This window comes from Vibrio sp. 1F263 (assembly GCF_041439035.1).
In the GTDB taxonomy this organism is placed as follows: domain Bacteria; phylum Pseudomonadota; class Gammaproteobacteria; order Enterobacterales; family Vibrionaceae; genus Vibrio; species Vibrio tasmaniensis_A.
Map to the genome: position 1 here is coordinate 3,344 of NZ_JBGONI010000002.1, position 19,384 is coordinate 22,727.

General features: G+C 43.0%; 18 protein-coding genes. 5 read left to right on the forward strand and 13 right to left on the reverse strand.

The genetic code is table 11. The features are described from left to right. The 3 genes from ACED25_RS01410 to ACED25_RS01420 all read right to left on the reverse strand — a co-directional run. Window positions 1-268: hypothetical protein (locus ACED25_RS01410; RefSeq protein WP_371694464.1), on the reverse strand; the 268-nt coding region annotated here is incomplete at its 3' end. A 723-nt stretch (window positions 269-991) separates the two neighbouring features. Continuing rightward, on the reverse strand, window positions 992-1,750 hold the full coding sequence (locus tag ACED25_RS01415; RefSeq protein WP_371694465.1) for a hypothetical protein: 759 nt from the start codon (window positions 1,748-1,750) through the stop codon (window positions 992-994). 265 nt (window positions 1,751-2,015) lie between these two features. Then, the gene (locus ACED25_RS01420; RefSeq protein WP_102250302.1) at window positions 2,016-2,867 is read right to left on the reverse strand and encodes a DUF2971 domain-containing protein; all 852 of its coding nucleotides are present in this window, start codon (window positions 2,865-2,867) and stop codon (window positions 2,016-2,018) included. A 397-nt stretch (window positions 2,868-3,264) separates the two neighbouring features. On the opposite strand from ACED25_RS01420, the gene ACED25_RS01425 reads away from it, so the two are divergent. Next, the gene (locus ACED25_RS01425) at window positions 3,265-4,647 is read left to right on the forward strand and encodes an MATE family efflux transporter (RefSeq protein ID WP_371694466.1); all 1,383 of its coding nucleotides are present in this window, start codon (window positions 3,265-3,267) and stop codon (window positions 4,645-4,647) included. A 110-nt stretch (window positions 4,648-4,757) separates the two neighbouring features. Here ACED25_RS01425 and ACED25_RS01430 read toward each other — a convergent pair whose 3' ends face one another. The 10 genes from ACED25_RS01430 to ACED25_RS01475 form a co-directional block, all read right to left on the reverse strand. After that, window positions 4,758-5,384 carry a LysE family translocator gene (locus ACED25_RS01430; protein WP_108149641.1) on the reverse strand — a complete coding sequence of 209 codons (627 nt, stop codon included), beginning with the start codon at window positions 5,382-5,384 and terminating at the stop codon, window positions 4,758-4,760. A gap of 301 nt (window positions 5,385-5,685) precedes the next feature. Further along, window positions 5,686-6,546 carry a delta-class carbonic anhydrase gene (locus tag ACED25_RS01435; protein ID WP_371694467.1) on the reverse strand — a complete coding sequence of 287 codons (861 nt, stop codon included), beginning with the start codon at window positions 6,544-6,546 and terminating at the stop codon, window positions 5,686-5,688. A gap of 357 nt (window positions 6,547-6,903) precedes the next feature. Further along, complete coding sequence (locus ACED25_RS01440) at window positions 6,904-7,383, reverse strand: hypothetical protein (RefSeq protein WP_371694468.1); 480 nt, start codon at window positions 7,381-7,383, stop codon at window positions 6,904-6,906. 136 nt (window positions 7,384-7,519) lie between these two features. After that, on the reverse strand, window positions 7,520-7,897 hold the full coding sequence (locus tag ACED25_RS01445; RefSeq protein ID WP_019350994.1) for a VOC family protein: 378 nt from the start codon (window positions 7,895-7,897) through the stop codon (window positions 7,520-7,522). Between the two features lie 124 nt (window positions 7,898-8,021). Further along, window positions 8,022-8,390, reverse strand: coding sequence for a hypothetical protein (locus ACED25_RS01450; RefSeq protein ID WP_371694469.1), 369 nt, complete (start codon window positions 8,388-8,390; stop codon window positions 8,022-8,024). Window positions 8,391-8,527: 137 nt separating this feature from the next. Continuing rightward, window positions 8,528-9,589, reverse strand: coding sequence for a tryptophan--tRNA ligase (trpS, locus tag ACED25_RS01455; RefSeq protein WP_050395109.1), 1,062 nt, complete (start codon window positions 9,587-9,589; stop codon window positions 8,528-8,530). Window positions 9,590-9,840: 251 nt separating this feature from the next. Continuing rightward, window positions 9,841-10,641, reverse strand: a complete 801-nt coding sequence (locus ACED25_RS01460) for a hypothetical protein (protein ID WP_017097904.1) — start codon at window positions 10,639-10,641, stop codon at window positions 9,841-9,843. Between the two features lie 253 nt (window positions 10,642-10,894). After that, window positions 10,895-12,244 carry a D-serine ammonia-lyase gene (locus ACED25_RS01465; RefSeq protein ID WP_029223940.1) on the reverse strand — a complete coding sequence of 450 codons (1,350 nt, stop codon included), beginning with the start codon at window positions 12,242-12,244 and terminating at the stop codon, window positions 10,895-10,897. A gap of 154 nt (window positions 12,245-12,398) precedes the next feature. After that, entirely contained in the window at window positions 12,399-13,178 is a 780-nt protein-coding gene (locus ACED25_RS01470; RefSeq protein ID WP_009845017.1) for a helix-turn-helix transcriptional regulator, read from the reverse strand. 81 nt (window positions 13,179-13,259) lie between these two features. Further along, entirely contained in the window at window positions 13,260-13,793 is a 534-nt protein-coding gene (locus tag ACED25_RS01475; RefSeq protein WP_371694470.1) for a YbhB/YbcL family Raf kinase inhibitor-like protein, read from the reverse strand. Window positions 13,794-14,036: 243 nt separating this feature from the next. Here ACED25_RS01475 and ACED25_RS01480 point away from each other — a divergent pair, with 243 nt between their 5' ends. The 4 genes from ACED25_RS01480 (at window position 14,037) to ACED25_RS01495 (ending at window position 19,342) form a co-directional block, all read left to right on the forward strand. Continuing rightward, window positions 14,037-15,446, forward strand: coding sequence for a DUF3404 domain-containing protein (locus tag ACED25_RS01480; RefSeq protein ID WP_371694471.1), 1,410 nt, complete (start codon window positions 14,037-14,039; stop codon window positions 15,444-15,446). Then, window positions 15,424-16,074, forward strand: coding sequence for a response regulator transcription factor (locus ACED25_RS01485; RefSeq protein ID WP_135384297.1), 651 nt, complete (start codon window positions 15,424-15,426; stop codon window positions 16,072-16,074). The genes ACED25_RS01480 and ACED25_RS01485 overlap by 23 nt, the downstream gene beginning before the upstream one ends. Beyond that, entirely contained in the window at window positions 16,071-16,889 is an 819-nt protein-coding gene (locus ACED25_RS01490) for a DUF2861 family protein (protein ID WP_371694472.1), read from the forward strand. Before ACED25_RS01485 ends, ACED25_RS01490 begins: the two co-directional genes overlap by 4 nt. Before the next feature lie 119 nt (window positions 16,890-17,008). Beyond that, window positions 17,009-19,342 (forward strand): glycoside hydrolase, encoded by a 2,334-nt coding sequence (locus ACED25_RS01495; protein WP_371694473.1) that lies wholly within the window; start codon window positions 17,009-17,011, stop codon window positions 19,340-19,342. Window positions 19,343-19,384: the final 42 nt, after the last annotated feature.

Here is a 19,384-nt window from a genome sequence, read left to right on the forward strand (position 1 = left end):
CGCTCGCTTGCTTTAGAGCCGAAGACTCATAAAGCGACATTTGCTTTGCCACTTCGCTCGCTTGCTTTAGAGCCGAAGACTCATAAAACGACATTTGCTTTGCCACTTCACTCGCTTGCTTTAGAGCCGAAGACTCATAAAGCGACATTTGCCTTGCTACTTCACTCGCTTTAGTCAACGCTGACAATTCCTGTGAGGGCATCTGCCTTGCCATATCATCAAAACATAGTGCCTCAATCGTTTTTGAATTTTTATTACTTTCAGTCACTTTTTCACCAATAAATAGATGAACTCAAATAAAATCTAACGCCGTGTTAAGTGGTGACCAACGCCCACCGAACTCAAGACAACATACCATAATCACAAAACTAAAACTTGAAGCCAGAACTCGCAAGCGTTGGGAGTCCGTCTTTAACACTTTGTTAGTTTGCCAGCATGATGAAGCCGAAGTTTAGCGCCAAGATGCTGATTTGACGACTAAACTACTGGCTTTAAACACATAAGTACAATGAATGGTTTAAAACTCAAATCCAAGTAACAATTCGAGCTTGATAGAGAAGAAGTAAACACAAAAGTTACACGGTTTAGAAACCAAGTATGACAAAGGATTCGGACGATGAAGCCTGACAGCCAAGTGTGCTTGGTTTGAGTTTTTGCTGAATGTTCAGAGCCAAAGAAAACGCGAAAAAGAAATAGCCGAAAAGTTAGAAACCGTAGAAGACTACCCCACACCAAACACTTCCAATATAGTGCCACCGGAAAGATACTGAGATTAGAAAACTGACAGGTGAATAGCTAGAAACCAGAACCTAGCTTTAGACCAAAAATGCTTTTCTACTTTTGCAAACTAACGCCGCATTAAGGTGTGAGCAACGCTACCACGAAACTAAACCATACCACCGTAAACACAAAACCCAACGATGACACCAAAATGCCAAGCGTTGGGAATCACTCTTAAATGCTTTGTTATATAAATTATTTGTATCTATAGTCAGCTTAGGTCGATTGACTTCATAGTTTCAATCGAATAATCAACTAGAGAAAACTCTAGATCATTATATTCTTCATTTGGCAGTTGCCAAATGGCTTCTACTAGTTCTTTGCAGCACTGAGAGAGATAGTTAGCTAAGCCTTTATCGTTGTCGTCGAATGCTGATTTTGCGGCTGAAATTAGTGTTAAAAGAGCAAGTACATTATGTCTACATGTACTGACATCACCATTTATTCCTAAGATCGTCTCTTTGACCATCTCAATAGCACCAGACTTATTAAGCATTTCAAAGCCATTTTTGTTGACAGTATCAACTATCAAATTAGCACTTTCAGCAATAAGATCATCAAGGGAAAAATCTTTATGCGCTAGTTCATATTTTCCAATACCAAAGCGCTTCATTACTTTGTCTGCAACTTTAGTTCTAAATTGAACCATCAATGTCTTATTTGACATTAATTGCATACATGTATGAAGTAGAAATTGCTGAGGTCCGTCCGGTCCATCTACTTCAGCAAAAGAGCGGTTCATTGCTCCATTATATTGTGCTGGTGAGATTCCACTAGCTCTTGCAAAAGCAATTGCTTCCCTATCACCTTGGCTAGCAGCTTCTACTTCTTCCAAAATGAACTGGTACGCAACATGCTTTGCCCCCAATTTTTCACAGATAATTTCAGAGATCCTGTCTGATGCATGCTCGATTCCGTCTTGCTTAATGAGCTTCTCCAAAGGAGATTTTTTTCTGAATAATCCAAACATCACTTTATACCGCTATAAATACTTTACCTAAAAGATGAGCTTGCTCATCTAGATGCGTAATCGAAAGCGGACTTTTACTATCTTTTTTTAATTAGTGAAAACAAATTATTTCTTTCAATACGATAAACTTAGCTGATTTATATAACGCCCAATTAAGGTGTGAGGCACGCAATACCAATGCTACCGCATACCACCTAAATCACTAAAACCAACGCATAGCAAAAATGCCACGCGTGCCGAATCACTCTTAAATTGTTTGTTAAATTTAAATCACACGATATGGGATATCTGAATACGTTACCTTAACATCTAATCCTTTGGACTTAAGGTACATGGTCAATCCCTCCATGCATTCACCTTGAAAATTAGAAGGTCCAATTTTTATTTCTTTGATTGCTTCAATTGGAAAGTCAATTTTCAGAAACGGAATGAGAAAGCTTTGCTTGGGGCGAAAAGATACACTTTCTGTATTAACTAGCTGTAATGAAGGCGACTTATTTATTTGTTGAGTTCGTATCCCATCCAACTTACGGTGACCATAAGAAAACAGCCTAACCTCAGCTTCCTCTGAAAATGATGGATTCTTTGTTCTGGCTAAAAACGTTAGAATTTCTAGGAACGTATTTTCATGCAAAATGGTTTCATGCAACGTTCCACCCATTTTATCCAAATTTTGTAAAGTAGCCTTAGCAATAACATCTGCCACATAGTCCGTATGCTTCGCATCGTAGCAACAATCTTGCAGGTATCTAAAGTTTGCATGACCTTTTCTGCCACACAACGTCGCTTCCAAAGTGGCTTTGTCAAAACCAATACTAACACCACCCTCTTTAGGACAATAACTACGCCACTGGGATAACAAGTCACTCTCTTTTGAGAATGATGTAGAGTAGATCATGACTTCTTTAACATGAGAAATGAGCTGTTGGGTAATGTCTTGAGAGTATTGACCCGCGGCTCCAATGTAAGACTCTAGCTTGCTTTCTAGAATATCAAGCCCCTGGTAATACTCTTGCTCATCGTTCATAAACGAATGGGCACTTAACCAAAACTGCTTGTTTTCAATCAAGCTTTGGCATGCACCAATATCTGTATAGTGATAAATTACATCTGACACTGAGTTTTCCTGATTAAATTTAACAGTTCTTAGACAGAAAAATTCTGCATTTAAATATAGAATTTTTCTATCTAGTTTCTTATGCCATCAATTGTACTAAATTTAGTTCATCCATAACAGTGACTTATGATGTGTACATTGAAATTCAACAAGCAAATATAGAAACTTTCTATCTAGCATGATTCACATTAAAATCATCAGGTTATGTACATAGAAACAGTATCTAACACCATGCAAATCTAGCGTTCTTCCAGAGCAAATTAGCCCCTATAAATCCAATGCTTGACCCTATACGGTAAGGTGTTTATATTGTCGCCCGCCCAACGGGGCACATCCTAAAATGCACACCGGCCATCCTGCCATCATTCGTGTATTTATATTGATGTTGTGAACTTCCATGCTAACGAAACTTCGTCCTTTTACTCGTGAATCGGGTGCGCTTATGCATCTTTCGGTTCCTATCATTTTGACTCAAATAGCGACCCAAGCGATGGGATTTGTCGATACGACAATGGCTGGCCAAGTAAGCCCTGCCGATCTCGCCGCTATTGCACTGGGTACTAGCCTTTGGATTCCTGTGTTGCTGCTACTTCGTGGCGTGATTATGGCGCTAACGCCTGTAGTCGCTTACCACCGCGGCGCACGTGACTTTCAAAGTATCTCTGTTGAGTTCTTCCAAATGGTTTGGTTGGCATTAATTGCTAGCGTCTTGCTCATCGCTTACTTAGTGAGTGCGAAACCGATCTTAGAGTGGATTGGGGTTGCCTCTGAGATCATTCCAATTGGTAGCGACTATGCGTTTGCCCTAGCCTTCGGTGTGCCGGGTATTGCCCTGTTTTACACCTTGAATGGCTTTTGTGAGGGTATGAACAACACCAAAGTACCGATGATCATTTCGGTGGTTGGTTTGTTGGTGAATATTCCGGTCAACTACGTGCTTATCTACGGCAAGTTTGGCTTCCCTGAAATGGGCGCTGTAGGCTGTGGCTGGGCGACTAGCTTAGTGTATTGGCTAATGTCGGGAATGCTGTATTCCTACATTAAAGGTCATCACCACTACAAGACCATCATCAACTTTTCAGATGCGAAGCCAAAAGCAAAAGAGATGCTTCACCTTCTAAGATTAGGTTTACCTATCGGCATGAACATCGCGGTGTGCGGCAGTATCTTTGCGGTTATCGCGTTGATGATTGGTCGTATTGGTGCAGAGAACGTGGCAGCCGCGCAAATTGCACTTAACATTTCGAGCCTGACTTACGTGATTCCGATGAGTATCTCGTTTGGTATTACGATTCGTGTTGGTCACGCTTTGGGTGAGAAAGACGAACTAGGCGCAATTGAGCGCAGTAAAGTCGGTATCTTAGTTGCAGCGTTCATATCGTTGCTTTCGGTTGCGGTGTTCCTGTTATTCCCTGAGTGGATCATTAGGCTCTACACTAACGACCCTGCAATAAGTGCGACAGCAGCGGTATTGTTGACCTTTACTGCTATGTATCAATTCAGTGATGCTCTGCAAACCTCTGCTAACGGCGCACTGCGTGGCTATAAAGATACTAAGATCCCGATGATGTTAGCCATCGCTTCATACTGGGGCTTGGCACTGCCACTCGGCATGGTGCTCGGGCTAACAGACCACATTGTTCCAGCAATGGGTGAAGAAGGATTTTGGATTGGTATTCTTACGGGCTTAAGTATCTCTGCTACGCTGATGTTAATTCGCTTGCGATACGTAATTAAGAAGCGTGATTTACTGCCTTCAATTAACGCAGCAATTCGATAACACTGCTCTAGTAAGCGAATACCGCACCTGAAAGTAAATACAAAAAAGCGCGTTACTGCCACAAGGCAATAATGCGCTTTTTCTATTTAAATTGAACTGTGTTTATCTGTTTATCTGTTTATCGCCAAATATGAGCCAGCCGCAATCATTATTCCACCAGCACTTTGGTTTAACCTTTTATGTGCGCGTGGCGTTTTCAACAAACCTGCCATTCTGCCCGCTCCTACAGCGATAAGCATTAAACCAGACATTAGAGCGACAGATGCTAACGCGGAAACCAATACGATATCTTGTGAGCGTAAAATAGTCAGATCAATGAAAGTCGGCAAGAACGAAATATAAAACAGAATCACTTTAGGGTTTGAAGCTGAAATCAAAAAGCCTTGCGCGAAACTCGCGAGTTCGGATTTCTGACTCTGTTTGGCCGCAAGTTCCGCTGAGCCTTGCACTTCAGGCAGGCTCTTAAACATCTTGTAGCCCAAGTAAATCAAATAAGCTGCACCGACGTAGCGAATCACCTCAAACGCAATCGACCAATTCTCGGCGATCGTTGCTAGACCGAAACAGGCAAGTGCAAGATAGATAAGATCACTGCATATCATCCCTAACGAGAGAGTGATGCACTTTCGCCAACCATTAACCATGCCTCGAGCTAAAATGGCAAATACGCCAGGCCCCGGAGTAATACCAAATATAAACATGGCAATAAAGAATGTAATCGCACCTTCTAGTGACATTAGACTGTCCTTATCTATAACCCAACATAATTGATCATGAACGTATCATGAAGCTTCGATTCGGGTAAAGAACGTTTTTGACTAAGCGCGTTTAACACAACTCATGTTTTGAATAAGTGTCACACGTAATTTCCCCACTACGCTTAGACCTAGGCCCAGCCCCAACCCCAAACTTCAACTTCAACTTCAACTTCAACTTCAACCAGTCACCAGTCACCAAAGTGTTTTTCGTTAAGGCACAAAAAAGGCGAACCTAGAGGCTCGCCTTCGAAAACAATGATCGAAAATCAACGTGGCAAGATTAGTTAGCGATTGGAGACAGTAACTCTGGGTTTACGACTATATTTCTTACACCGTGGGCGTGGTCTTCGTTAAAGTCATTACCTTCACACCAGCTACCCACTGTTGCGATATTTACTTTCGCGACTTGTGGTCTAACGCTCCATGTGACTTGGAAAGGCGAACCTTGTTCATTGTAACCAGGGCCTGTTGTAGAGCCTGCGTATTGAATCGCTGACCCCGTATTTTGTGGAATATTTGGTGCTTGGTTTAAACCGTTGACTTTAGAGTGTTTCGCTAATGCTTCAAAGTCGAGAGCTTTGTCGTCATTAACTAATACATAGACTTGAGTTTCAACACGCAATTGTGGATTGTTAATCGCGTCGTTAAAACAAGCGCCCAGTGTTTCGCCCGGTTCGACTTGCGCCGTTGAATAAACATAGTGAACTTCAATGGTGTCCCCCGAATGCAAAGAACCATAATCGCTCGGACAAACCTTGCCCTTAAATGGTTTCAGCTCAGCTGAACTCAACTTACCTGTGTATTTAAAACCACTCTGGAAGCCCTTCCCATCACCATTGCCAGCGTATTGAGTAAACTCGCCGCCTTTGTGCTCAGCGTTCTTATGGAAGTGAATATTACATAAGTTCATTGCTGTTGAATCAGGGGCATCCGAAAACAGTCTGGTATTTGTTCCTTTCAATGAACCCAAATCTCGTGGGGCTTGCGGGCCAAAACCTTGCCCTTGGGTGTTTTCAGAAAGCTTCGCTCTTTGTTCTGCGATAACACCATCTGATACAGACTCATGGTTCGCGTTAGATGCATTTGCTTGAGCAGATAACATCACCATCGCGACGCTTAAAAACACACTCTTGTTTTTCATATTTCTTCCCTAGAATATTGATAACTAAACCTAACCTGACCTAACAGCAAACATCTTACTATGCTCACATATGAATATAAGAGTTGTCTTTGTAAGATTAGATTTCATTGCTTACTTTCGGATGAGTATTAGAACCCCTGATGTATAGAACAAGTCAAACACAGTAAATACGGCTACTCCCTTACAGAACGAGTAATTTCCTACTTTGTTAACTGTCCCCTGACTTAGCGGCTTGATAAGCGATCAATGCATATAAAATGCAACGATGACAACGTTTGTAAGATCAAAAAGGCGAACCACTGGGCTCGCCTTCATCGTTTCATTCTATCTATTAGGTTGGCGTTCTTGGTTAACGGTTTAACCATTACCGGTGGCAAATATCCCAAACGTCATGACATTTAATGCATCTGTCACGCCCTCTAGTGATTTAATCACGGTCTTAGTCGGTTGGTTATGACGAATAAAATAGCTTCCGATGCCTTTTTCACCGCCACTCTTAGCATCGCTTTGAGTTGTATCTGTCGCTGCTACTTGAGAAGGTTCCACTGATTCTGGCTCTGCATTGGCGTGAGTTATCGTGTCATTATTTGAATCAAGGTTTGAGTTTGATTCATGATCAGTTATTGGTTGATGATTAACGAACGATTCATGGGAAGATTCAACGTTGGTCTCAGCACTTGTATCAATTGCAACATCGATATTGCTCTCTTCTTCCAAGCTTTTCGACATTGCGTCTTCGTTGCTCAATGTATTGTCGCCTAGCTGATTATTACTCGTTGAAGAACAAGCTGTTAAGAAAAATAGGCTAACGATGAATATGAGTAAGTTTCTCATCATAGTGATAAAGCACGAATTAATAAAACATCGTTCGATTGTAATTTATTTGGTTAACTACATCCAGCACCAAGCGGCGTAAAAGTGAAATGTCATGTACTTGAAGAGTAAAGAAAAGCGTACGATTGTAGGTCTAAAACTAATAATTCGAGACTTCAATCAGGTTGCCATCAGGATCTCGAATATAAACAGAGACAATTTTTCCCGTCGCACCGGTTCGCTGTACTGGTCCCTCTTCTATCACGACGCCTTGCGCTTGGATATGTTCGGCGACTTCAGCAATTGGCGTATTGGTAATAAAGCAGAGGTCCGCACTACCGACCTGCACACGCCTTGCCTTTGGCTCGAACTCGCTACCACTGAGGTGTAAATTGATCTTCTGCGTCCCAAATGACAACGCCAACCTGCCCTCGCCAAATTCGATAGGCTTCATTCCAAGTACCCGTTGGTAAAAATCGACCGTAACTTGTAAATCTTTCACGGTTAATACCAAATGATCTAAATGACTGATTTCCATCATTACTTGCCTGTAATTGAGAGTGATAAGGGCTTATTGGCGGTGACTAGGCACAGTTAGGTGAACAATGTCATTCGACAACCCACATAACTCATAACAGAAATGTAGGTTGGAATTACTTAACTTAGCCTTCGCGCTTACTGAGCGTGTAGGAAACTACACTATCATCACCAATCTTGAACACCCAAACATTCTCGCCATCCACAAACTGAAATTGATTGGCTGATTCAGTCGGCTTTAACTTCCCAATAAATTCAGACAATGCTGGCTCGTTAATGATAAAGCTTCCTTCTGAAGTATTCGCATCCAGATCATTATTCACTTCAATCTTCACGGTAGATTTAGGCAGAATGTCGGGTAACCAACCTCTGTCGAACAATCGCTCTTGTTTGGCTTGCGCATAAGTCGAGTACTCATCGCTAACCACATCTGAACAGCCAGACATTAAAACCAAAGCCGAAAATAAGACAGAGAATAAAACGTTAATTTTCATTTAATTACCATAACTGAAAGCTGGAGTTTGAGATTACGCGTTGCCATACAACCTCATTTCCATTCACCGAAATCCATTTTATAAATCAACCGTAATCATCATTCAAATTAATTGACTTTATTTACATACAGCCAGTGCTAGATAATATTCAGACCAAAGACGCCTTTTACATCGAACAGTACCTTTTGCGTCCTTTCCCTAGAGACTTCGCTACCATTTCGCAAAATATCGATGAGCTGCGCTTTATCATCCAGTAACTCAGCTCTTCTTTCACGAATGGGACGAAGCATCTCTTGCAGGCACTCTTCCAACACTTTCTTAGTTTGTCCATCGCCTAGCCCACCTCTTTGGTAATGCTCTTTTAGTTGACTGACATAGTTAGCGTCTGTGTGAAAAGCATCAAGATAAGTGAACACGATATTGCCTTCTACCTTGCCTGGCTCTTCAATTCGTAGATGATTTGGATCGGTATACATGGATTTGACTGCAGCTCTGATCTCTTTCTCTGTTGCACCCAAATTAATGGCGTTGCCCATCGATTTAGACATCTTACTTTTACCATCAGTACTAGGCAGACGAGATGCATTACTGAGAAGCGGTCTGCATTCATTCAAGATTGGTTTGCCAGCGAGCGAGTTAACCTTTCTTACAATCTCATTGGTTTGTTCTAACATCGGCAGTTGATCATCACCGACAGGCACTAAAGTCGCGTTGAAAGCGGTGATGTCTGCCGCCTGAGAGATGGGATAAGTGAGGAAGCCTGCTGGAATTGAACGTCCAAACTCTTTGTTCTGAATTTCGCTTTTGACCGTTGGATTCCGTTCTAAGCGAGCGATAGAAACAAGATTGCTGTAGAACATGGTGAGCTCAGCTAACACCGGCAACTGTGATTGCAGACAAATCGTGGTCTTGGTCGGGTCAATACCCACCGCAAGATAATCAGCGACCACATTAAGAATGTTGGAAGAAACCTTCGAAGGATTATGGGCGTTGTCGGTAAGCCCTTGCATGTCAGCGACCAATATCGTTTGGTCGTGAATATGCTGCAAAGATACTCTTTGTTTAAGTGAACCGACGTAATGACCCAAATGCAAAGGCCCAGTAGCTCTATCGCCAGTCAGAATGATTTCAGGCTTGTTGGTATTGTTCTTACTGCCAATATTATTGCTGTCGGTATGGCTGTTTGAGTTGGTATTCATGGTGTATCTCCAAGTTAAAAAGGCTACTGGAGATAAAAAGAGGCGACATTTTTGATGACATTCTTAGCTACCGTCCAGCAGCTAAAGAATGTAAGTATTCCGTGCTGCTCTATTGAGAGCACCACCAAAAGAAAATTGAAGTTGAAGCAGAATTAAATTTCATGGTTAAAACCTATCAACAATACAGACGAGCGACAACTGTTATTTACGCGCACCAAGAAAATAGGTCTTAAGATTAACAGGTTATAGGCTTAATCTTTACTGGAACACAGTTCAGTGATTCGGTCACACATGGCTTGGTTAACTGTGAAGTGGGTGTTGAGGAACGCTAGTTGGGCAAGTGCCGATTCAGCCGTGCGCTCGTAACCTTGGGTAAAGGTTGGTAGCAATTGAGCAAACTTAGGAAAGCGTGCTTCTAGCCTTCTATCCGACATAAATTCATCAACAAATTCAGGCTCAGAATGCTCAGTTTGATCCACAAGATCGATCAAACGATCAAGTGCGTAAGATTGAACGAACCGACTGCCCGACAGCTTTTCGCCTCGATTATAACGAGACATGCCGACATAAAGATTGGTTAGAGCCTCACCAATGATCCACTCTTCGGAGTTAGTATCTGCCTCCCCTTTTACTGGTGGGATACAGCACTGAGTATCAAATTCAGGTTGCTGCCAAACAATGCGCCCTTCAGCAAATGGAATATGCGCTAACTCGTGGGATTCAAACACCGCAAATTCGCAAAAGATTCCGTCAGCGTACAGGACTTTATAGCCATCGACGGTATTTCTCACCGCGTAGTCGATTGGGTGAATGTCTGAGAGCCAATGCAAGCTGTCTAAGAAATACTGCTTATGCCCCGTTTGTACTATCGCGAAAAAATCGACATCTGAATACTGATCAAGTCGTTCTGTTTCAATACCTACCGAGCCCAATCCCAGTAAAGCATGAGCCTTACCCGATGCTTCCAAAGACTCCCCAATCGCATCTAAACGCTGTAGTAATTTTTCTGGTGTGTTTATATGTCTTGTCTGTATCACTTTGTCCGTCTGCATTGCTCAATCCCTATCAAGTTGAATGCCACTCAACCTAACTGATAGTTAGAACATCTAAGAAGCTTAATTTATAAAATGTGTGTTTTGGATAACGATCTGCGCAAATTATTGTTTGAATTACGGTGGGATTTAGAGGTGAGAAAGAGTGTGTTCAAGCTATAAACAACACTCTTCTATCATGACTTATCTTTTTAGCAGCTTATATTTGCAACAACTGATATTTACAAACAATTAAACGATAAAAGATTCAGGGTTAAGCCGATGACTTCGCTAAGTAGGCTGCCATTTCTTGTGGTGGCACCATGCCTCCGCCTGTCGCCCACACAAGGTGTGTTGCATTCGCTAGCGTCGACTCATCAATTTCTAGACGAGTAAGGTATTCACTATTTTGTTCAACATGAATCGCACCCGGCATACCTGCTAGTGCAGAAGGCTCAAGTTGAATGCTCTCTGCTTGGTTCAGTTCGCCTAACAATTGGTACATGCGTTCATCGGTTAATGTGTAATAACCATCAAGTAAACGCTCCATCGCGCGCCCCACAAAACCTGAAGCCCGACCCACCGCCAAGCCGTCTGCTGCGGTTAGATTATCAATACCGAGATCTTGGACTGCGATTTCGTCATGCAAGCCGGTATGGACACCCAACAACATACAAGGCGAATGGGTCGGCTCAGCAAAAATACAGTGTACATGGTCACCAAAAGCCATCTTCAAGCCAAATGCCACACCACCGGTGCCGCCACCGACTCCACATGGCAAGTAAACGAACAGTGGGTGTTCTTTGTCGACGACAATCTGTTGCTGATCAAATTGCTGTTTGAGCCTTTGTCCTGCCACCGAGTAACCAAGAAATAGAGTTTGAGAGTTTTCATCATCAATGAAAAAGCATCGTGAATCTTGTTCTGCTTCTTTGCGCCCTTGCTCTACCGCAACACCATAATCTTGTTCATACTCAACGACGTTGACACCATGCTCACGCAGTTTGTTTTTCTTCCACGCTCTCGCATCAGCAGGCATGTGAACCGACACTGTAAAGCCTAACTTGGCACTCATGATGCCAATCGACATGCCTAAGTTACCCGTAGATCCTACCGCAATGCTGTATTGTTGGAAGAAGTTACGAAATTCAGGTTCGAGCAACTTACTGTAGTCATCGCTCTCACACAGTAACCCAGCTTTAATGGAAAGCTTCTCGGCATGCGTTAGTACTTCATAAATGCCACCACGGGCTTTGATTGAACCTGAAATCGGCAAGTGACTGTCTTTTTTCATCATCAAACGCCCTTTGATAGGCTGCTGATAATGCGCTTGCAATACTGATTTCATAGATGGAATGTCAACAAGCTCAGACTCGATGATGCCATTGGTCGCTTGTGTTTCAGGGAATGCCTTCGCCAGATAAGGGGCAAACCTTTGTAATCGGACGCTTGCATCTTGAATGTCCTCTTCACTTAATCCCACATAGGGCAAACCTTGCTCTAACGTCGTGATGTTTGGGTTAAACCAACTCACTTCTTCTAGCGCTATAAGTTGTCTTAACAACGGGAAATCGTTGGTGATCTTCTCTATATTTAATTCACTTTTTGGGTTCAAATCAGTCATGGGTGACCTTCTCTGGTATAGCGCCATCATCTCTGGTACTCAGCAATCTGCGCTCGTACAAACATTTGGTTTTGAACCTATTAAAACGGTATTTATACCATTATTCAATGACCTGTAATTAACTAGGCTTGCTTTGCTCGATACGCCTTGCGACTTAATTGCTCACCACTGTCTTGATGTATTCACTAGGCGATAAACCAAATTTTCCTTTAAAGCGCTGACTAAAACGTCCTTCCGATTGGTAACCGCAAGACTGAGCCAACATCGCCACATTCTGCTGTCCGTTTTGCATCAGATAAAGTGCGTGACTCAACCGAACTTCAGCCAACACCTCACGATATTGCATACCTTCCAGTTTGAGCTTTCGGATAAGCGTGGCGCGACTCATCGCAAAGCGCTCTGCTACCGACTCTAACGGATGTTTCTCGTCCGGTGAATGCGAAAGGTAGTGGCTAAGTTTCTGGCTAAACGAAACGTTTGAGCTAATAAACAATCGATGCAACACGCCCTTCTCGGCTAATTGCTGATACAAACCCTGCAACCAAAATTGTTGGGTTTGTTCACTCATGCTCTGACGATCAAACGAAAACAACGCATTGAGAGAATCTTGCAAACCTCGATCTGCCTCCACGGTGGGTAAATCCAGTTCAATTGCTCGATCCTCACTCAGATCGAGCATTGCTTGCGTCGGTTGGAAATGAAAACTGAATACACGCGAAAGGAAACGTCCTTTGTGGGGCATGTTCTCAAAACTCAATGACGCTGATGCCTCACACAACAGCAGCTCAGAATGTGAGAGTTCTGCCGCTGAGTCTTTCCAAAACAGGCGCTTACTGCCTGTAATGATCTGAATAATACTAGGGGATAGAATCCTCACATTACGCAGTTTTTGTAACTGCTCTGCACGAAAGATCGTCACTTGATATTGATTCATCTCATCCCCTTATTTGCTTATTTGCTTATTTGCTTATTTGCTTATTATGTACGTGTATAAGCTTTTAACGTACATAAGCTATTAACGTGTATAAGTTGCCGTCAGTTTCGCTTTGTCTAAAGCCATGCTGTTCAACGTGAATCCAACCACTGCCGACGGCGTGTTTTCGTCTAGGTTAAGTTTGTCCGTTGGTAATGCCCAAACCGTGAATTGATAACGGTGCATACCATCTTTTTCTGGAGGACAAGCGCCACCGAAACCTACCGTTCCATAATCTATGCGGCCTTCTTTGCCACCCACTTTAGAGACATCGACACCACGAGGTAGCTCGCTCACTGTTGCTGGAATATCAAACGCGACCCAGTGCCAGAAACCACTTTCAGTCGGAGCATCTGGATCATAAGCCGTGATTGCAAAGCTTTTGGTTCCTGCTGGAACATCTTTCCACATCAATTGTGGTGATAGGTTACCGCCGTCACAACCCCAACTTAAGTATTCAAAGGTCTTCGCCATTGGGTGACCTTCTTGAATATCGTTGCTGATTAATTCGAACGCTTGAGCAGAGCCTGCCGCCAAAATACTAATTGCTAATACTGATTTGATGATGAGTTTCATGATAGTTCCTCTTATTAGGTATGAGTCCAGTATAGTTCCCTCCACACGCCCAGTGATGACAATAAGTACACAATTATCTAATTTAACCCAAACAAATGATACTTACTGTATTTTTACTTTATTATTTAAAAGCATGACCCACTCGACAATTTGTTGTTAAAAGAACACTTGTTGACATTCAGGTTACAAATCGCATCCAAAACTCTTTAGACTCTCCCCACGACTTTTAACGAGAATGATTGGATGCACAGGTTTACATTGGCTCTTTGCTTAACCTTTTGGCTCCCTACACTAGCCAATGCCCAAAGTTTGCAAGACAAGTGGCAAACTCTGTATCAATTGAGCTGGCAATCGTCTCCTATCTCAGTTTCTCAGAAAGAGTTAACCCAGTATCCGAAAGCACTTCTTCAGGAAAGCAGCCGCTACCCGGATTTCAACAAATTCAGTTGGGAAGACATCGCCGCACTCGCCTCGATACAAGATCACTGTCAAGCGATTGAACGCTCCAACCCTTCTTTGAACGATGCCATCGAATTCGAACTCGCTGTGTGTCAACAACAACCCTTGGATTCAATCTGGTTCGCGGCACACTCAAAACGGCACCCTGCAGGTGGTAGCTTCGCTGATCGTTATGTTGCTCGTTACCCAAAAAACAGTGAACAGATTCATCCTTTTTTGAGTATCAGCAATCCTTTGCATCCGTTATTTTCCAAGCTAAAAAACTTAACCACGCAAGGCAGAGAAGCACTGCTCAATGGATACCGCGCTTGGCAACAAGGTGATGTGCTTTGGTTGAGTGGCGAACAAGGTTGGAAAGCGATTCCACCGGAAGTTTGGAAGCCTATCGCCGAGCAACAAGAAGTGACCTTGTCAGGCGAAAGCTGTTCTTTTCATTACAGTAACCTGTGCCTGAGCGAGTCGAGCAACGACAACCTGATCATGAAAACGTTGATCTTTACATTGCTGTTTACATTGTTATCCGGGCTCGGCAGAGTCTTGTACCTAAGAACAAAACAACGAAAAGAGAGGCAGTTCGTTTTACAGCTTCTTACTCATGAACTGCGCACGCCAATTACTAGCCTTGGCTTAACCGTCGAAATGTTCAGAAACCGCTACGATGACTTTTCTGATGAAACTCAAAATGCGGTTTGGCGTTTAATATCCGACTATCAACGGCTCTCTCAGCTCACTGAAAACAGTAAAGTGTATCTAAGTGCGGATCAGTCGGAGCCTTTATTAAAGCAGAACGCATCCTTAGAAGAGTGGCTCGATCATGTATGTGAAAAGCACAATATCGAGTATCAATGTGATTCAAGTGATGCTGAACTTAACCTACCGTATTACTGGCTAACCATCTGCTTAGATAACTTGATTAAGAACGCTAAACAGCATGGTATAGGTGAGGTTTTGGTCAAGGTAGAACTCGCTGATAAGCTCAGGATTGAGGTGCAAGACGAAGGTCACTTCCCTTCTTTTCTGCAACGGTTTGTATCTCGAGCAACACCGAATATCAATCACAGACAAGACAACATGGGCATTGGCCTGACTATTGTCGAACACTTGATGAAACAAGCGAATGGCCGTCTCATCATTCTCCGTAATCCAACCCGATGTATTTTGGAAATCGCTTATGAACACCCTACTGCTGATTGAAGACGACCAACTGCTTGGGCAAGGCCTCGTCAGCTTCTTTGAGTCCAATGGTTATCAATGCCTTTGGGTGCAAGATGCTCAGAGTGCCAGTAAGCTGTGGTTACGAGCCGATCTCGTGGTGCTTGATCGACAACTTGAAGACGGCGACAGCTTGCGACACTTACCTAATTGGTTACTGATCAAAGCCCTTCCTGTAATTGTGTTGACCGCCAAAGTTGAAGTTCAACAACGTGTTGAAGGTTTAATGGCAGGTGCCAAAGATTACGTGACTAAGCCATTTTCGAACGATGAATTGCTTGCTAGAGTCATTACGCAGCTTCGCCCGTTAGGTGTTAGCCACTTAGATTACGCAAATATCCAAATCAAATTGTCGGAACGGATAGCTTATCTGGCTGAAAGTCCAATCACGTTGAAACCTAAAGAGTTTCAGCTATTGGTACTGTTTGTTCAGAACCAAAGTCGTGTGTTTCATCGAGATGAGTTGCTCAATAAAATTTGGGGTTATCAAGCCTTCCCAAGCACAAGAACCGTTGATAACCACATACTGCGTTTACGTCAAAAGCTACCAACGCTGAAACTAGAAACGCATCGTGGAGTTGGTTATCGTTTGGCTGGGGAATCACAATGAAAGTAAGCTCTCTAACAGCACTGTTCTGCACATTGCCCTTTGCGTGCAATGCGGCTTGGTTTACAGACACGCCATTGCAACACACCTATCAATCACTGCTTGATGATCAACCGCAAGTGGCATGGCAAGAACTGCAAATCGCGCTTGATCAGGCAGAGCTTAATAGTCAGCTTTGGCTACCCGTTAAACAAGAAATCCTGAGTCGGACTCAATGTGGAAGTACTCTTGAACAAAGTGCTACACCCAACAACCACATTCAAGTCAGCTTCATCAAGCGCCACGGTCTTTCATCACAAGGCTATCAGATTAAAGTGTCTGCAGAGCAGTTGAATGAAGCAGTAGAAGATCAAATACGAAGCATCTCTTTGATTTCACCAGAAGGAAAAGTGGTTATCGACGGACAACTCTACACTGATGTCCAATATCAAGAGATTGAAACCAGTGAGATGTTCATCAAACCGGAATCGGGGGTTTATCAGTTAACGATAGGTTCGAACAACTACCCTATTATTGTTGCTTTAGACGACAACAAGCGGTGGCTAACACTCGAAAGCAAACTCAACGACCCTCACATTGTGGTAACACCGCCTGAGATAATCGACAGCTGCCCAGACGTCAATGTCAGTTGGCAGTGGTTTGACGAAAACTACGATATGCTAGGCTTCAAGGTGCCAATCAAAACAACGCAAGCATCTCTTCCTACAGAAAGCCCAACCGGATCTGAAGCTAAACACTTGAGTGCATCGGTTGAAATGTTTGAATACCAAGGTGCGATTGAAATCCAATATGTACAGCGTGTCGCGATGCCTTTCTAAGTTAAGCTCGCTATACAATGGCATTAAACACCTAAGGGAAAAAATAGAGACATATAGGTGACAAAATACCAACGCGATTTGGGTGTAATGACCGTACTTACCCTTTACGGAATCTAGATATGGTCAACGTTCGTCATCAACTTAATTTTACGTCTTTTGCTATTGCAGCTCTATTCACGACTTGTGCGCTCTCGGCAAACGCACAAGATAATCAAGTCACTCTTACCAGCAAAAGCCACGTCAGTAACAGTAACGCTAGTCACATAGTGTCGATTTCAACAAAAACATTAGCGATAGATTGGAATGGCTTAAGTGTTAATAGCACTGCTTTGACCGTTGATCGTCAACCTCAAAAAGTTACTCACCTAGTCATAGACTCAAAAACCAAGGCATCTTGGACACTCATGCCGAGTGGAATCAATGTTGAAGCTGAGTTGAAGGAACATAATCTTCTTGTCCAATTCACCTTACCTGAAAACACACAAGTAAAACGAAACCAACCCATTGAACTCGTTTGGTTTGACCTAGCAGAACAACAAACTCAGACTCTATTTCTGCCCTTTAGTGAGGGGATGCGCGTACCGACCAACAACAAGCAATGGGCCGATTACTTAGTCGACAACCATTCCGGAAGTAACACCACTCAAGACTTAAAAATGCCATTTTGGACGGTACAACAGAATGATCAATTCATCAGTTATCAGTTGATTAACCCGACAAACAACCAATTGTTCTTTTCTGATGCATCGTCGGATACGTCCTCTGATGAGAAGACCAAGATTGATATGAGCGCTTCACACCAATTTACAACGCTGAATCAATCACAGCCTTTTACGGTTCGGATAACACTTGGAGACTCTTGGTTAGATGGCGCCAAACACTATCGCGATTGGCGTATTGAGAATGGTCTCTCTGAATCGCTTGTTGAAAAGCAAAAGCGTAACCCAGATGTGAATAAGCTGATTGGCGCAAGCCACGTCTACTTGTTTGGTAAAGACCCTTTAAGTATCCAAGATGTGAGCGACTGGTGGGGATTAAACGCTTGGTATCTAGAGGACTCTCAATTAAACATTTCAAGTGAAGCGAAGCGAGAGTTATCCCCTCTGTCTAAAGGCAAAGATTGGTTTAGCCAGTATCATAAACAACTGTTGTTGGACTCTATTAACCATTCATTACAAAGCTTGTATCCTGTTGCAACGCCAACACTTACTTATACCACCATTAAAGCTCAACACACCGCAGCTCAGCGCAAGAAAAGCTGGTTGATTAAGCATGCGTCCTCTTATCTCAATGATCCGGATACTTGGGGGCAAGCCTTGTCATCAGGCATGGTCAACAATCTGAACAAAGCAGGATTAAACAAGCTTTGGTTAGGCTTCGATAACTGGATGCCAGCATTCTACCAACCGAATGCAGTAGAACTGGCTAAGCAATCTGGTTATCTGGTTGGAACCTATGACTCCTACAACACAGCCATTCCTGCAAAGCTCAATGACAACTGGCTAACCGCCCAATTACCAAAACCGATGCGTGAAAGTTGTGCGATTGAAATGGCGGATGGCAGCCTAAAAAAAGGGTTTCGAGGAAACGGTTTTTACTTGAACCCGAATTGCCATTTGGATTATGTAAAACAGCGCGCCGTAGACATCATGCGTTTTGGTCACTTCAATAGCCTGTTCCTAGATGTTGATGCGACTGCGATGGCGCGTGAGGACTACAGCGATAATAGCAGTGAGACGGATATGCTTTCTGCCTTCAATAACCGAATGCAGTGGTTAAGCGATCAACCCGATTTGGTGCTTGGTTCTGAAGATGGTAATAGCCTGACGACAAAAGGCATCGCTTTTGCACACGGCTTAGAAACAGTCGGCTTTGGTTGGTCAGACAAAGAGATGAAAGAAGACCTACAATCACCTTATTACTTGGGTCGTTGGTATCCAGACCATAAACCTGACTTTTTCTTCAAGTCAGCTAAGGTCAAAGACCCCTACAAGTCATTGCTGTTTTCGCCTCAATATCGAATTCCGCTTTACCAAGCCGTTTTCCATGATGAAGTAATCAATACGCACCATTGGCACTCAGACAGCCTTAAGTTCACTAATGTACAAGCAGAAAGAGACTTAACCGCCATGTTGTACAACACACCACCGATGGTTCACTTGACCAGAGATGAAGCTTTATCAAGTTCAAGCACGAGAATCAAAGCATTGAAACACTATCAAGATGGCTTTGAACCGATGCACGAGCAGTTATGGGATAAACAGTTGGTCGATTTCGACTGGTTAGACAAAAGCGGAGACGTTCAACAAACTGAGTTCAGTGACGGGAGTAAAATCATAGCGAACTTCTCCGACAAGTCATTTCGTCACAACGGTATCGATATTGCTGCCCTATCGGTCAAAGCTATATTAGCGAATGGACAAGTCGTCGACTGGCAGCCCAATCATAGTTAGCTTCGATACGGTTTAGACAAAACGAATAATAGGAAGCTTAAG

What these genes read in the sequence shown, in the direction of transcription:
- ACED25_RS01460 (WP_017097904.1), bottom strand. Translation starts at nt 10,641, where the DNA reads ATGCAGACGGACAAAGTGATACAGACAAGACATATAAACACACCAGAA.
- ACED25_RS01495 (WP_371694473.1), top strand. Translation starts at nt 17,009, where the DNA reads ATGGTCAACGTTCGTCATCAACTTAATTTTACGTCTTTTGCTATTGCA.
- ACED25_RS01490 (WP_371694472.1), top strand. Translation starts at nt 16,071, where the DNA reads ATGAAAGTAAGCTCTCTAACAGCACTGTTCTGCACATTGCCCTTTGCG.
- ACED25_RS01430 (WP_108149641.1), bottom strand. Translation starts at nt 5,384, where the DNA reads ATGTCACTAGAAGGTGCGATTACATTCTTTATTGCCATGTTTATATTT.
- ACED25_RS01435 (WP_371694467.1), bottom strand. Translation starts at nt 6,546, where the DNA reads ATGAAAAACAAGAGTGTGTTTTTAAGCGTCGCGATGGTGATGTTATCT.
- ACED25_RS01470 (WP_009845017.1), bottom strand. Translation starts at nt 13,178, where the DNA reads ATGAATCAATATCAAGTGACGATCTTTCGTGCAGAGCAGTTACAAAAA.
- ACED25_RS01485 (WP_135384297.1), top strand. Translation starts at nt 15,424, where the DNA reads ATGAACACCCTACTGCTGATTGAAGACGACCAACTGCTTGGGCAAGGC.
- ACED25_RS01465 (WP_029223940.1), bottom strand. Translation starts at nt 12,244, where the DNA reads ATGACTGATTTGAACCCAAAAAGTGAATTAAATATAGAGAAGATCACC.
- ACED25_RS01425 (WP_371694466.1), top strand. Translation starts at nt 3,265, where the DNA reads ATGCTAACGAAACTTCGTCCTTTTACTCGTGAATCGGGTGCGCTTATG.
- ACED25_RS01445 (WP_019350994.1), bottom strand. Translation starts at nt 7,897, where the DNA reads ATGGAAATCAGTCATTTAGATCATTTGGTATTAACCGTGAAAGATTTA.
- trpS (WP_050395109.1), bottom strand. Translation starts at nt 9,589, where the DNA reads ATGAATACCAACTCAAACAGCCATACCGACAGCAATAATATTGGCAGT.
- ACED25_RS01480 (WP_371694471.1), top strand. Translation starts at nt 14,037, where the DNA reads ATGCACAGGTTTACATTGGCTCTTTGCTTAACCTTTTGGCTCCCTACA.
- ACED25_RS01450 (WP_371694469.1), bottom strand. Translation starts at nt 8,390, where the DNA reads ATGAAAATTAACGTTTTATTCTCTGTCTTATTTTCGGCTTTGGTTTTA.
- ACED25_RS01475 (WP_371694470.1), bottom strand. Translation starts at nt 13,793, where the DNA reads ATGAAACTCATCATCAAATCAGTATTAGCAATTAGTATTTTGGCGGCA.
- ACED25_RS01440 (WP_371694468.1), bottom strand. Translation starts at nt 7,383, where the DNA reads ATGATGAGAAACTTACTCATATTCATCGTTAGCCTATTTTTCTTAACA.
- ACED25_RS01415 (WP_371694465.1), bottom strand. Translation starts at nt 1,750, where the DNA reads ATGTTTGGATTATTCAGAAAAAAATCTCCTTTGGAGAAGCTCATTAAG.